The following is a 13,923-nucleotide window of genomic DNA, read 5'->3' on the forward strand; positions in this document are numbered from 1 at the left end:
TCCGTGTTTCTGTTTCCAAAGACTTGCGCCCGGTGCGGCGCATTCTCAAGGTATGCTGCAATAAATTCACGCCGTCGTGTAAATGCGTGTGGAAATGTTTCACAATGCTTCAAAAGAGGCTACATCAAGCAGGCTGAAACGGGACGAGGCGCATATGAGTTTTGCACCTGACATTTTAGAACGTCTGGCCCGCGCCCGCGCGGACCTGCGCATGGGCGTGCCCATTCTGGTGCTGGATCAGGCGCAAGCTTTCATGGTTCTGGCTTCAGAAACCATTTCAGATCAACGCCTTGCCGCTGCGCAGGCGCTTTCCAACGACCTAGTGCTTGTCTTGACCGCCCGCCGCGCAGAGACCTTAAAGGCCCGTGCCTATGACGCAGATCTCGCGCGCATCAGGATGAGCCGCGACGCGACAACCGACTGGGTGCGTTGCGTTTCCGATCCGGCAGATGACCTGAATACGCCCTTCAAAGGCCCCTTCCAATCGCAACGCGGCGGCGATGCATCGTTACATTTGATGGCTTTGAATCTGGTCAAATCGGCGCAATTGTTACCGTCTGTTGTCATGCTGCCCGTTGATGACCCGGCAAACTTTGCCTTGGCAAACGGGCTGACGGTGATTCCGAAGGTCTTAGCCGAACCCTATCTCTTGGCCTCTAGCCCAATGAACCCCGTCGTCAACGCGCGCCTCCCGATGCGCGCGGCACAGGCCGGACGTCTGCATATTTTCCGCCCGGATGACGGCGGAGAGGAGCACTATGTCATCGAAATCGGTCGCCCGGATCGCAGTAAGCCTGTGTTGGCGCGGCTGCATTCGGCCTGTTTCACCGGGGATGTACTGGGATCATTGAAATGCGATTGCGGCCCGCAGCTAAACGCCGCGTTGGCGCAGATGGGGTCGGAGGGCGAAGGCATCTTGCTTTACCTCAATCAAGAGGGCCGCGGCATTGGCCTTGCCAACAAAATGCGGGCGTATTCTCTGCAGGATCAGGGATTTGATACGGTCGAAGCCAACCACCGCCTCGGATTTGAAGACGATGAACGCGACTTCAGGATTGGTGCCAATATCCTGAAGAAGCTCGGCTTCTCCTCTGTCCGCCTGCTCACAAACAATCCACGCAAGATCAAGATGATGGAGTGCACAGGAATCAGCGTTCCTGAACGTGTGCCGCTGCGCGTGGGTGAGAACGCCCATAACAGCGACTACTTGGCGACCAAAGCTTCTAAGTCCGGGCACCTGCTTTGAGTGATCTGACCGTCACCCCAACCGGGCTGCGTTTTCTTGGGTATAGGTTTCCCTGCGTTGTCGGCAAAGGCGGGATCAAAACAGACAAACGCGAAGGGGATGGGGCAACACCGGTCGGGCAACACCGGATCGTTGGGATCTTCTATCGCCCGGATCGAATTTCTCAGCCACAGCCATGGGCGGAACCCATTGGGCTATCGGACCTTTGGTCAGATGCCAGCGGGCACCGGGACTATAATCATCACGTCCGCAAACCCTATACGCACAGCCACGAAGCCTTGCGGCGCGCAGATCCGCTTTACGATCTGATATTAGTAACAGACTACAATTGGCCAGATTCCGTTGCGGGCAAAGGATCGGCGATATTCCTGCACCAATGGCGTCGTCCTGGCTGGCCGACCGAAGGCTGCATTGCCCTTCGACGCGGCCATCTCCGCTGGATTGCAGAGCGGGTTGAGCAAGGTGCTACGTTGATTGTGCCCGAGGCCTTAGCGGATCAGCCGTAATCGCGCGCGCCAAAAATTGCGGAGCCAACCCGCACATGCGTCGCGCCCAAAGCAACCGCCTTTTCAAAATCGCCACTCATCCCCATGGATAGGCCCGCAACGCCATTACGTTCTGCAATCTTGCGCATAAGCGCGAAATGCAGGCTGGGTTCTTCGTCTACCGGCGGAATGCACATCAGGCCCACAATGGGCAGATCAAGCGCGCGGCAGTCCGAGATAAAGGCATCCGCGTCGGCAGGCAAAACGCCCGCTTTTTGCTCTTCCTCACCGGTGTTCACCTGAATGAACAGATCGGGGCAGTGGCCCAGTTCCTGCGCCAGCCGGGCGATGGTATTGGCAAGCTTTGGCCGATCCAGAGAATGGATAGCTTCAAACAACTGCATCGCCTGTCGCGCTTTGTTGGTCTGGAGCGGACCCAGCAGGTGCACCTTGGCATCCGGGTAGGTCTCTTGAAACGCAGGCCATTTTCCGGCTGCTTCCTGCACTTTGTTTTCACCAAACAAACGATGCCCTTCGTCCAGCACCGCCTCAACCCGTTCGTTGGGCTGCACCTTAGACACCGCAATCAACTGCGTCACGCCGGGCGCACGACCTGCGGCCTCTTCGGCTTTCAGAATGCGCGCTTGAATTTCGGAAAGAGACATTTGCTTTGCCCGCCGGTTGTTATCGCCATTTCGGTTTGAACGGCACAAAACATCATCTGCGGGCAAAAGAAAAGGGCAGGTCCGAGGACCTGCCCTAATTTGGGATCTTCAGCTTCTAAAATTAGAAGGAGAAGGAGATACCCAGGTCTGCAACAGTGTTGCCGCCTGCTTCGCCGATGCCACCTGCGAGGGTTGCGCCGCCCAGGTCGTATGCAACACCAACGCCGTACGCTGCGTCTGCTGCGCCTTCGTTGTCTGCGTATACACCAGTTACAGTTACGTCACCGGAAGTGTAGGAAACTTCAACACCTTGGCCAGTGATGGTGTCGTTGTCTGCGAAGAAGATTTTCGCACCGAACGCGCCAGCAGAGTAGCCCAGAGTGATGTTGGTGTCGTTTGCGCCACCGGTTTCACCGAAGCCAACGTCAACGGAGAATGCGTCGAAGGAAGCAGATGCACCGATCGCCCACTCGTCGCTCATGGAAGAGTCCATGGAAACCGCAACTTTGATGTCGCCGAACGCGTAGTCTACGCGGACGTCATGGGAACCGTAGTTGTTGATTTCTGCGACGTTGTCGATGCCGATGCCGTCATAACCCAGGTCGGCCAGGCCGCCGCGGTCGTTTGCTTCACCAACGTCACCAACAGTCAGTGTCAGGCCATTGTATGCGATGAATACTTCTGGATCAGCTACGGAACCGGTTGTGTTCACGGAGTCATCGGAGGATGCGTCCAGATCAACGGAAGCGCCGAACGTCAGGCCACCGTCAGTTTCACCGGAACCGACAATGTTGAAGTCGATTTCGTTGTGAACTGTTGTGTCTGTACCGTCGTACTTCAGACCCATGTTTGCTTCGCCGGTCACGACAACGTCTGCGGCTGCTACACCGGCGGACAGAACCAGCGCGGTAGAAGCGAAGAGAACTTTTTTCATAGTTTTTCCCTCGGATTTTCAAATTTCTGCCCTAGCCGGGGAATCCGGAAAGGGTATGACGAGGGTTTCGCTTTTTTCGGGGTACTTTTGCAAGCGTCGCAAACAAGGCGATGTGATTGCGGAATATAGTTGATGCATGTTTGTCACACTTCACTGGATGCGCCGGACCTTTCGGCTGCAATTTGCCGATATTTCTATGGCAGCACAGCGATCTAGCACCTGACACCTTGAAACGGCAAAAAACCTTGCTCTGCCTTACCAGCTTGGCTAGGACGGTACAGAACCGGGCAGATTGGGCGGCACTATGACATTCAAATCCGTTGCGAAACTAACGATTCTTGGCGTTGCCCTCGGCGCGCTTGTCTCTTGCGGCGGGTTGCGGCGCGGTGGCGATGCCGATTCCTATGGGCAGGGTGGCTCTGCGGCTGATCCGACCAATCGCGCGATTCCCGTGCAAGAGCGCGAAACGACGATCTGGGACATCTTTAAGAAAGACAACAGCGACATCACCGTGAAGGTGAACAAGTACATCTGGGCGGCGTCGCTGGAAGTGCTGGATTTCTTGCCAGTGGAATCGATTGATCCTTTCTCTGGCGTGATTGTCACCGGCTTTGGCACCCCTCCGGGTGGCGGTCGGTCTTATCGGGCGACAGTTCTGGTTCGTGATCCGGCGCTGGATGCGCGGTCGTTGCACGTTGCGTTGCAAACGCGTGGCGGCGCGGCTGTGTCAGATAGCACTGTGCGTGCGGTCGAAGACGCGATCTTGGCCCGCGCGCGGCAGCTGCGGATCAGAGACGGTCGGTTCTGATCCCAGCCGATAGCGATAAATGTGTCAAAGCTCGGTTCCGCCGGGCTTTTTCTTTGCCAGTTGCGCGATCCACTCCAATTGTCGCGGCAAGCACACTGTCGCAAGATCATAGTCTGCATTGATCAACGCCCGCGCTGCGGCTCCAAGGCGATCCCGCAGAGTTTCATCCTCCAACAAGGTGCAGACCTCAGACACCAAAGCCTCTTGGTCAAAGAAATCCACTAAGCGGCCGGTCTGATCATGTGCAATGACTTCCCGCACGGGAGCGGTGTCGCTTGCAACAATCGCGGCCCCGGTGCTCATGGTTTCCAAAAGCGACCAAGAGAGAACAAAGGGGTAGGTCAGATAGATATGCACGCGGGTTAGCTGCAGCAGAGACAGGAACTCATTATACGGAAGCTTCCCAACAAAATGCACACGCGCCCAGTCAGCGTCTGAAATCTGAGGGCGCACTTCGTCAATAAATATCTGCTTCCACGTCGTTCCTTTTGGGGCGGCAGCACCATAAGAATGGCCGTCCCCACCGACAATCACCACTTGCGCGTTCGGGCGTTGTTTCAGCAGCTGGGGCAAAGCCCGCATAAAGACGTGATAGCCGCGATAGGGTTCGAGGTTCCTGTTCACGAAACTCACCACCTCATCGGCGCGGGTCAGGGTGAGGGTGTCAGAAACCTTCAACGAAGCCGCTGCACTGGGCGCAGCTTGCTTTGTATTAATGCCATCGTGAATGACTTCTATACGATCCTGATATTTCTGCGGAAATGTGCTGGCTTGATAGCGGGTCGGGCTGATCCCCAGATCGCCCAATGGATAATGCAACGCGTTGTTCAGGTTCTTCAGCCGCAGCCGCAGCGGATCAAACGGCCCGGCCGGATTTGGGAATTCCGGATCAAACCCGATGTCCCCGGCCTCGGCTTGATAATAGAGCTCATAATAAAGCCCGATCCGCGCGTCCGGCCAAACATCGCGGAGGAACATGGCCTCTCCCCAACCGGGGTGCGCGACAATCACGTCCGGCATAAACCCGCGCTTCTTCAGGTCAAGCGCCGCCAGCATGCAGGATTCGGCGCGGATGACCTTGGTGTCGAGGTCCTGAAGCCAGGGATGCATACCGCCCCCCTGTTTGCGCTGGATCTTATAAGGCAGGACTTGGACGCCCTGCCATTGCGTCGGCTCCTGAACGCGCAGTGTCAGTGCAACGCATTGGTGCCCTTGCGCCACCAATGCGGGCGCAAGGTGTTTAAATTGACCGGGAAAATTCTGGTGAATGAAAAGAATGTTCATTGAGACGTGTGCCTGAAATCAGTTGTCATTCGTTATAGCCACGTCCATTCGATCCGCGAAACCGCATTTTTTCCTTAATGCACTGGACCAACCGCGCCGCGAGGCCTATCACCTTCGCGACCATGCCCTTGGGATGGGGCCAGAGACAGAAAGAAAAGGGTTCACCCGCATGACGCGTTACACCCCCGCCGAGATCGAAGCAAAGTGGCAAGCCGCCTGGGACAAAGCGGGCACCTTCAAAGCTGTGCGCGATGAGAGCAAGCCGAAATACTACGTGCTAGAGATGTTCCCTTACCCGTCGGGCAAGCTGCACATGGGGCACGTGCGCAACTACACCATGGGCGATGTGATCGCGCGCTATAAGATGTCGACCGGCCACAACGTTCTGCACCCAATGGGTTTTGATGCGTTTGGCATGCCGGCTGAAAACGCAGCCATGGCCTCGGGCGGTCACCCCAAGGATTGGACCTATTCCAACATCGACACAATGGTTGAGCAGATGAAGCCGCTTGGCCTGTCGCTTGATTGGTCGCGCATGTTTGCAACCTGTGACGTGGAATATTATGGCCAGCAACAAGCACTGTTCCTTGATATGCTCGAAAAGGGCCTCGTTTACCGTAAGAACGCCGTGGTGAACTGGGACCCGGTCGATATGACCGTCTTGGCGAACGAGCAAGTTGAAAACGGCCGCGGCTGGCGTTCTGGCGCCTTAGTAGAACGCCGCGAACTGACCCAATGGTTCTTTAAGATCTCTGATATGTCCGATGAGTTGCTTTCGGCGCTGGACGGTTTGGAGAACTGGCCCGCCAAAGTGCGGCTGATGCAGGAAAACTGGATCGGCAAATCGCGTGGTCTGCAGTTCGGCTTTGAACGTACAGACGGCGAAGCTCCGATTGATGTCTACACAACACGCCCTGACACTTTGATGGGCGCGTCATTTGTGGGCATCTCACCCGATCACCCGATTGCTAAGCAGTTGGAAAAGGACAATCCAGAAGTCGCGGCTTTTGTTGCAGAGTGCCGCAAAGGTGGCACCACTGAAGAAGCCATCGAGACCGGCGAGAAGCTGGGCTATGACACCGGCATTCGTGTGAAACACCCACTGGATCCAAATTGGGAACTACCGGTCTGGATCGCGAATTTCATCTTGATGGACTACGGTACCGGCGCGATTTTCGCGTGCCCGGCGCATGATGATCGCGACTTTGAGTTCGCGACCAAATACGACCTGCCAATCATTCCTGTCTTTGAACCAGCCAATGGCGATGCTGTTGAGGGCGCCTACGTTCCGGGCAAGACCGACAAGGTAAACTACATAAAAGGCTATAGTGCCGAAGGCGAAACCACTGGCGAGGAGGCCGTGAATGCCGCCGTAGATGCTGCGGAACAGGCCGGCTGGGGCGAAGGCGTGACGAAATTCCGCCTGCGCGACTGGGGCTTAAGTCGCCAGCGCTATTGGGGCTGCCCAATCCCGGTTGTGCACTGTGATGACTGCGGTGTTGTTCCTGAAAAGAAAGAAAACCTTCCAGTTGAACTGCCTTATGACGAAGACGGCAAGGCGATCGATTTCTCTGTCCCCGGCAACCCGCTGGACCGCCATCCGTCTTGGCGTGACTGCAGCTGCCCGTCCTGTGGCAAGCCGGCTCAGCGTGAAACCGACACGATGGATACATTCGTCGATAGCTCTTGGTATTTTGCACGGTTCACCGCCCCGCGCGCTGAAACGCCAACCGACCTAGCCGACGCCGAATATTGGATGAACGTCGACCAATACATCGGCGGCATCGAGCATGCGATTCTGCACCTGCTTTATTCGCGCTTCTTTGCCCGCGCGATGAACATCACCGGTCATCTGCCAGAGAAATCGAAAGAGCCGTTTGACGCGCTCTTTACCCAAGGCATGGTAACTCACGCGATCTTTAAGAACGCAGAGCGCACAGACGACAACGGCCGCGCGATCTATCACTATCCAAGTGAAGTCGAAGACCGCGATGGCGGCACATTCGTCAAGGAAACTGGCGAAAAGATCACCGTGATCCCGTCTGCGAAAATGTCCAAGTCCAAGAACAACGTCGTGGACCCGCTGGCGATTATCTCGTCCTACGGTGCGGACACGGCGCGCTGGTTTGTGCTGTCTGACAGCCCGCCCGAACGCGATGTAGAATGGACAGCCTCTGGCGCTGAAGCGGCTCACAAGCACCTCAGCCGCGTTTATCGAATTGCCGCTGAGGCTTGCGAAGCAACGGGCGACGGTCAGGGCGACGAGGACTTGCTGCGCGAAATGAACAAAGCGATCCGCGATGTGACGCTTGGTGTCGAAAGCTTTGGCTTTAACGCCTCCATCGCGAAACTTTACGGCTTCACCAACACGCTTGCGAAATCCAAGGCCGGCGCGGCAGCAAAGAAAGAAGCCGCCAAAGTTCTCGCGCAGCTGATGTCACCGATGACCCCACACCTCGCCGAAGACATCTGGCAGATGCTGGGCGGCGAAGGCCTGATTGTTGATGCGCCTTGGCCGGTCGCTGATGAGGCAATGCTGATTGAGGCCAACGTGACCCTGCCGATCCAGATCAACGGCAAACGCCGCGCGGAAATCAGCGTTCCGAAGGACATGCCGAAGGAAGAGGTTGAAAAACTGGCGCTGGCCCACGAAGCTGTGGTGAAGGCGCTGGATGGGGCCCAGCCGAAAAAGTTGATCGTTGTCCCCGGTCGGATCGTGAATGTCGTCATTTAACCGCCGTTCGGTACTATTGCTGGCCGCTGGCCTGCCAACTTTTGGATTAGGGTTGGCGGGCTGCGGCTTTGAGCCTGCCTATGGCCCAAACAGCGCGGCCACCCGGCTGCGCAATGCCATTCTGGTGGATGAACCCAGCAACCAAGACCAATTCGAGCTGGTGCGCCAGCTCGAACATCGCCTTGGCGCAGCGAATGACGCGCGCTTTGGCCTGTCGGTCGCCTTGGACATCCGCGAAGAGGGCGTTGCCCTAACATCGGACAATAGAACGACCCGCAAGGAAGTCATCGGCAAGGGGACATACGCGCTACGTGATCTGGCCAGCAAAGAAGTGCTGCTGTCGGGCAAGGTGGACAGTTTCACTGGCTATTCGACCACGGGTTCAACAGTTTCGGAATTGGCAGCCCGCCGCGATGCGCGGCGTCGCCTGATGATCATTTTGGCCGACCGGATCACAACCGAACTGATCGCCAAAGCAAACACGCTGCCCGGATGAAGCTAAGTGCCCGCGACGCCAGCCGCTATTTCGGCAAACCGGACCCGGACCGCACGGGGCTGCTGATCTATGGCCCGGACGCCATGCGTGTGGCGCTAAAACGCCAAGAAGTCATTGCTGCGCTCATTGGTCCGCAAGGCGAAGAAGAAATGCGCCTCACGCGCATTCCCGGCGGTGACTTGCGTAAGGACCCCGCGCAATTGGTGGACGCCATCAAATCCGTGTCCTTCTTCCCCGGCCCCCGTGTCGCTTTTGTCGAAGACGCAACCGACACCGCCTCCCCAGCGATTCTGGCGGCTTTGGAAGATTGGGCCCCCGGCGATGCGCAGATTATCGTATCGGCAGGGCAACTGAAAGCATCCTCCAAAATTCGCAAGGCGTTTGAAGGGCACAACAACGCCTATGCCGTCGGCATCTACAATGATCCGCCCAGCCGCGAAGAGATTGAGGCTGAATTGGCCAAGGCCGGTCTGAATGAGATCGACCGCGAGGCGATGACGGACCTGACGAACTTGTCAAAAGAACTCGATCCGGGTGACTTCCGCCAGACCCTGGAAAAGCTCGCGCTCTATAAATATGGCGATGCCACTCCGGCAACGTCTGCCGATGTCGTGGCCTGTGCACCCACGTCGACAGAGGCCGCACTGGATGATGTGTTGAACATCGTCGCCGAGGGACGCGCGCAGGAAATTGGCCCTGTGATGGCGAAGCTGCAGGCGCAGGGCACGCAGCCCGTTGGGCTTTGTATTGGTGCGACGCGGCATTTCCGTGCGCTTTATACCGCCGCCGCCGACCCCGGCGGCGCAGCACAGGGCATATCTCGCATGCGCCCACCCATCTTTGGCCCCAGACGGGACCGTATGGTTCGGCAAGCCTCCGGCTGGGGTGCGTCCAAATTGGAACAGGCGCTCACAATCCTAACGGACACCGATTTGCAATTGCGCAGCGCCGGTCAGAACGCCCCCGCCATGGCATTGGTCGAGCGCGCCTTGCTGCGTCTTGCAATGCTCGCACGGCGTTAAGCGGAAAGCCATTCGGCTGCGCGCAACCCTGCCCATCGCCCTGTGGCAAGGCAGGCGGTCAACAGATATCCGCCTGTCGGCGCTTCCCAATCAAGCATTTCTCCGGCTGCAAAAACGCCGGGTTGGGTGCGAACCATTAAGTTTTCATCCAACACATCAAAAGGCAGACCACCCGCCGTTGAAATCGCCTGATCCAGCGATCGCGGGCCGCGTAGGGAAATGGGCAGCGCCTTAAGCATGGGCGCAAGATCACTCGGCAGCGGTCGCCCGAATTCCATCAAAAGCGCCTGTTTGACCGGATCAAGCTTAAGCGTTTTGCGCAAGTGATTTGATAGGCTGGCTTTGCCGCGTGGTATCTCCATACGTTTACGTATGTTTTCAATCGTCATGTCCGGCAATAGGTCGATCTGCAATGTCTCTCCGTCCCGGATAAAGCGAGACAGTTCATAGACACCGCCACCTTCAATCCCGGTCTTAGAGATTACAAACTCACCACGGCTCTCCTGCGGACCCGCCATCAGGCGTACGCCTTTTACAGGAGTACCGAAGTATTTCTCCATATGTGTGGACCATGCCACGTCAAAGCCCATATTTGTGGGTTTGATGGGTGCTATCGGAAGATCAACAAAGTCCATCCACGCGCCATCTGACCCGAGGCGCGCCCAACTGGATCCGCCGCAGGCCAGCACTACAGCGTCCGCTTTCATAGTCAAACGCCCATCCGGCGTTTCAAAGACGTAGCCGTCTTTCATACCAACCCAACGATGGCGGGTTTTGACCTCAACACCCTGCTGCGCCAGTTTGCCAAGCCAATTGCGCAATAGAGGTGAGGCTTTCATGGCTTTCGGAAAAACGCGCCCTGTCGATCCGGTGAAGACCTCTTGGTCCAGACTTTCGGCCCAGGCCTGAACTTCGGGTGGCCCGAAGGCAGAGACGATCGGCTGTAAGACAGAACGCGCCTCACCATAGGAGTCCAAAAACTGATCAAGCGGCTCGTCTTTGGTCAGGTTCAGACCGGACTTGCCCGCCATCAACAGTTTACGTGCCACGCTCGGCTTTGACTCAGCAACCACTACCTTGTGCCCGCGCGCGGACAAAACATCTGCCGCCATCAGCCCCGCCGGACCCGCGCCGATGATCAGGGCTGTTTTGGGTGATGGTGCTTCGTTATTCACTCGCACATCGCTTTGATTTTTTTGGCAATCAATGGATCCGCCGCCAAAGTGTCCTGCGCGATCTGGCGCGCTGCTTCCAAAAGACCTTCGGCGGGGACAATGCGGTCAATCAGCCCGAACGACAGCGCCTCTTCTGCACAGATTTTCTGGCCGCCCATCAGCAAAAGCTTCGTGCGGGCCGGGCCGATTAAGGCGCGCATTCGAACTGGGTCTGAGGGTTGCGGCAGATAGCCAAGCGACATCACGGGGTAAAAGAACTTGGCTTCTGGCACCGCAATACGAATGTCACAGGCCAGTGCCATCCCATTCGCGCCGCCTGCCAGCGTTCCGTTCAGCGCAGCAATCGTAAGTCCCGGCAATGCAGCAATGGCAGAAGACAGTTGCTCCCAAAGCGGACTTGTCGCCAATCCCTTGCTCACTTCTTTCAGGTCAGCACCCGCACTAAAGACGCGCCCGCTTCCTGTGAATATCACGGCACGTGCATCTTGCGCACGTTCAACCGCAGCGATGAGATCGGTCAGCATGTCTGACGTCAATGCATTGGCTTTGTCCGCCCGATCAAGGCGCACAATCCAAAGCCCGTCAGATTGGGTTTCAACGCGGATCAAATCAAGCCCACCTTCTTGCGGATCGCCTCATCGCGCAGTGAAACTTCGCCTCCACACCATGCGTCGGCCGCTGGCCCGCACATCCACAGGAGCGTCTTTGCGACCCACTCGGGTGGGATGTGGTCTTCCCAATCAAGCTTTGACACGGGGTTCATACCACTCGCCTTGATGTCTTTCTGCATCTGCGTCGCAACGGTGCCCGGCGAAAGGCTGATCGCACGGATACCCTTGGCACCGGCCTCAGCATCAACTGTTCGGGTCATCATCAGGGCCGCCGCCTTGGAAGCACAATAGGCGCCCCAGCCCTCATAGGGTTTTTGGGCTGCGCCAGACCCGATTGTCAAAATCGCCCCCGCGCCCTGCGCAATCATCTGCGGCAGCGCCAGTCGCATGCCATTGAACACCCCTTTCACGTTGACATCGATCAGCGTGCTCCATGCCTCTGGGTCGGCGTCGGACATATGGGCAATGGGTTCAAGCAAGGCAGCATTGTTGATCAAAACGTCCAAACCGCCGAAGTGTTCGACACAGGTCTGCACCGCCGTCGCAAGATCAGCAAACTGGCTGACATCGCAGGGAATCGCCAAGGCGTTTGCCCCAAGTTCATCCGCCAGATCGCGTATGGCGGCATCGCTGCGCGCAACCAGTGCGACATTCGCCCCAGCATTGGCAAATTCACGCGCGGCGGCGGCCCCGATGCCACGGCTTGCGCCCGTGATCATCACCGTCTTTCCCTGCAAATCCATCACAAACCCCCGACTGACCCAAATTGCGCCCCTTCGTAGCACGAGAAATCTGATCGTCCAGCCCCTGCCCCCTTGACCCTCGGAGGCGCAACCCCGAGATTGGGAGCGAATTTCATTGTTTGGAAAGGTTCATCATGTCCCGTTGGACTCAATTATCCGGGGCCACCGCACTGGCCTGCGTTTTTTCAGCATCTGCAGGCTTCGCCGATGTGACCGCACAGCAAGTCTGGGGCGATTGGAAATCCTATTTAGAAGGCTTCGGCTACACCGTCTCAGCGACAGAGACCACAGATTCTGACACCCTGTTGGTCAGTGAAGTCACCATGGCATTCTCGGTTCCTGAGGCAGATGGTACCTTCGAAATCACCATGCCCGATATGGCGTTTCAGAACCTTGGTGATGGCACAGTCTCGATTGACATGCCGGGCACTTCAACCATGGTCATCGAAGGCGAGGCCGAGGGCGAAGAGTTTCGCGTGGTCATGGAAATGGACCTATCAAACGCGACGACGCTTGTTTCCGGCGACACAGATGATCTGACCTATCAATATGATGCCACAAGCATCGCTGTGGCGATTACTGAATTCACAATCGTCGAGGAGGACGCCCCCGACGACATCCAGATGTCGATGGTTATGAACAACGTCTCTGGTTCTTCGTCCGTTAAAGTTGGCGCGACGCGCGATATGGCGCAAACCATGTCGGTGGGCAGCCTCACCTACGATATGCAGATTGCGGATGATGGCGTAAACGTCGCTCTAAAGGGCGCGCTAAGCGACGTGGGTTTTGATGGCACCGCGTCGATGCCCATTGAATTCGATCTCGAAGACCCGAATGCGCTTTTCACAAGTGGTTTTTCAACCGGCGGCACATTCACGCAGGGCAGTTCGTCTGTCTCGATGAATGTCGTGGAAAATGAACAGGCTTTTTCATTGCAAAGCAATGCGGGTGTTGGCGAGTTGGAAATGGCGATTGGCGAGGACGGTCTGCGGTATCTCGGCGGAGCGAAGGACCTTTCGATTTCAGCAACGGGTGCGGAACTGCCCTTCCCAATTTCGTTCGCAATGGAAGAGATCGGCTACAAGTTTGTGATGCCGCTAGCTGCCTCTGATCAGCCACAAGATTTCGGTCTTGGCCTGACCTTTGCTGGTGTGGCTGTTCCAGATGTTCTGTGGAATATCTTTGACCCATCCGAAGTTCTGCCACGTGAGCCTGCGACCGTCAGCTTTGACCTCGATGGGACCGCAATTCTGACAGAAGACCTAACGAACCCAGAGATCGAAGATGCCGAGGAATTCCCCGGCGAGCTTCTCTCCCTGAGCCTGAAGGACCTCGTCGTGGAAATTGCCGGGGCCGAATTGACCGGTCTGGGGAACTTCACCTTCGACAATTCTGATCTGGATAGCTTTGACGGTATGCCGCGCCCATTGGGCTCTGCTGATTTCCGACTGCTGGGTGGCAATGGCTTGCTCGACAAAGTCGTACAGATGGGCTTCGTTTCCGCAGAACAAGCCATGGGTGCGCGTATGATGATGGGCCTCTTTGCCGTTGCGGGACCTGCAGAAGATGAGCTTCGTTCGACGATTGAAGTCAACGAAGAGGGTCATGTGCTGGCCAACGGTCAGCGCATTAAATAAAAGCGATCAATGCGAAACCGCGGTGAGCGACAGGCTAGGCTTGGTCGCTCACCCGCAAGAATAGTGCCGCTGGCACAGTCTGA

13 protein-coding genes are annotated in these 13,923 nt (G+C 56.9%); 7 read left to right on the forward strand and 6 right to left on the reverse strand.

Going from position 1 to position 13,923, the window contains the following annotated elements; genetic code table 11:
• The first annotated feature begins 154 nt into the window (after window positions 1-154).
• On the forward strand, window positions 155-1,246 hold the full coding sequence (ribA, locus tag BUA39_RS11745; protein ID WP_072793404.1) for a GTP cyclohydrolase II: 1,092 nt from the start codon (window positions 155-157) through the stop codon (window positions 1,244-1,246).
• Complete coding sequence (locus tag BUA39_RS11750; RefSeq protein WP_072793405.1) at window positions 1,243-1,752, forward strand: L,D-transpeptidase family protein; 510 nt, start codon at window positions 1,243-1,245, stop codon at window positions 1,750-1,752. The genes ribA and BUA39_RS11750 overlap by 4 nt, the downstream gene beginning before the upstream one ends.
• Here the strand turns inward: BUA39_RS11750 and BUA39_RS11755 are convergent.
• Complete coding sequence (locus BUA39_RS11755) at window positions 1,743-2,396, reverse strand: YggS family pyridoxal phosphate-dependent enzyme (RefSeq protein WP_072793406.1); 654 nt, start codon at window positions 2,394-2,396, stop codon at window positions 1,743-1,745. The two genes, BUA39_RS11750 and BUA39_RS11755, sit on opposite strands and share 10 nt — an antisense overlap.
• Before the next feature lie 121 nt (window positions 2,397-2,517).
• Entirely contained in the window at window positions 2,518-3,330 is an 813-nt protein-coding gene (locus tag BUA39_RS11760) for a porin (protein ID WP_072793407.1), read from the reverse strand.
• Window positions 3,331-3,634: 304 nt separating this feature from the next.
• Here BUA39_RS11760 and BUA39_RS11765 point away from each other — a divergent pair, with 304 nt between their 5' ends.
• Window positions 3,635-4,138, forward strand: a complete 504-nt coding sequence (locus tag BUA39_RS11765; RefSeq protein WP_072793408.1) for a DUF3576 domain-containing protein — start codon at window positions 3,635-3,637, stop codon at window positions 4,136-4,138.
• Window positions 4,139-4,162: 24 nt separating this feature from the next.
• On the opposite strand, the gene BUA39_RS11770 is transcribed toward BUA39_RS11765, so the two are convergent.
• Entirely contained in the window at window positions 4,163-5,422 is a 1,260-nt protein-coding gene (locus BUA39_RS11770) for a glycosyltransferase family 4 protein (RefSeq protein WP_072793409.1), read from the reverse strand.
• 169 nt (window positions 5,423-5,591) lie between these two features.
• On the opposite strand from BUA39_RS11770, the gene leuS reads away from it, so the two are divergent.
• From leuS to holA, 3 genes are read left to right on the forward strand one after another with little or no spacing between them, the layout of a single operon-like run.
• Window positions 5,592-8,156 (forward strand): leucine--tRNA ligase, encoded by a 2,565-nt coding sequence (gene leuS / locus BUA39_RS11775; RefSeq protein ID WP_072793520.1) that lies wholly within the window; start codon window positions 5,592-5,594, stop codon window positions 8,154-8,156.
• A complete protein-coding gene (gene lptE, locus BUA39_RS11780; RefSeq protein WP_072793410.1) occupies window positions 8,143-8,652 on the forward strand; it encodes an LPS assembly lipoprotein LptE in 510 nt (169 codons plus the stop codon). The genes leuS and lptE overlap by 14 nt, the downstream gene beginning before the upstream one ends.
• The gene (gene holA / locus BUA39_RS11785) at window positions 8,649-9,674 is read left to right on the forward strand and encodes a DNA polymerase III subunit delta (protein ID WP_072793411.1); all 1,026 of its coding nucleotides are present in this window, start codon (window positions 8,649-8,651) and stop codon (window positions 9,672-9,674) included. Before lptE ends, holA begins: the two co-directional genes overlap by 4 nt.
• Here the strand turns inward: holA and BUA39_RS11790 are convergent.
• Genes BUA39_RS11790 through BUA39_RS11800 form a run of 3 tightly spaced genes read right to left on the reverse strand, consistent with a single transcriptional unit; the run spans window position 9,671 to window position 12,203 of the window.
• Window positions 9,671-10,849: a TIGR03862 family flavoprotein gene (locus BUA39_RS11790; RefSeq protein WP_278246311.1), complete on the reverse strand. Its 1,179-nt coding sequence runs from the start codon at window positions 10,847-10,849 to the stop codon at window positions 9,671-9,673. The genes holA and BUA39_RS11790 overlap by 4 nt on opposite strands.
• Window positions 10,846-11,457: an enoyl-CoA hydratase/isomerase family protein gene (locus tag BUA39_RS11795; protein ID WP_072793413.1), complete on the reverse strand. Its 612-nt coding sequence runs from the start codon at window positions 11,455-11,457 to the stop codon at window positions 10,846-10,848. The genes BUA39_RS11790 and BUA39_RS11795 overlap by 4 nt, the downstream gene beginning before the upstream one ends.
• The gene (locus BUA39_RS11800) at window positions 11,454-12,203 is read right to left on the reverse strand and encodes an SDR family oxidoreductase (protein WP_072793414.1); all 750 of its coding nucleotides are present in this window, start codon (window positions 12,201-12,203) and stop codon (window positions 11,454-11,456) included. Before BUA39_RS11800 ends, BUA39_RS11795 begins: the two co-directional genes overlap by 4 nt.
• Window positions 12,204-12,337: 134 nt before the next feature.
• Here BUA39_RS11800 and BUA39_RS11805 point away from each other — a divergent pair, with 134 nt between their 5' ends.
• Window positions 12,338-13,840 (forward strand): DUF2125 domain-containing protein, encoded by a 1,503-nt coding sequence (locus BUA39_RS11805; protein ID WP_072793415.1) that lies wholly within the window; start codon window positions 12,338-12,340, stop codon window positions 13,838-13,840.
• The last annotated feature ends 83 nt before the right edge of the window (window positions 13,841-13,923 follow it).

Origin of the sequence: Cognatishimia maritima (assembly GCF_900129685.1) — a bacterium.
In the GTDB taxonomy this organism is placed as follows: Bacteria; Pseudomonadota; Alphaproteobacteria; order Rhodobacterales; family Rhodobacteraceae; genus Cognatishimia; species Cognatishimia maritima.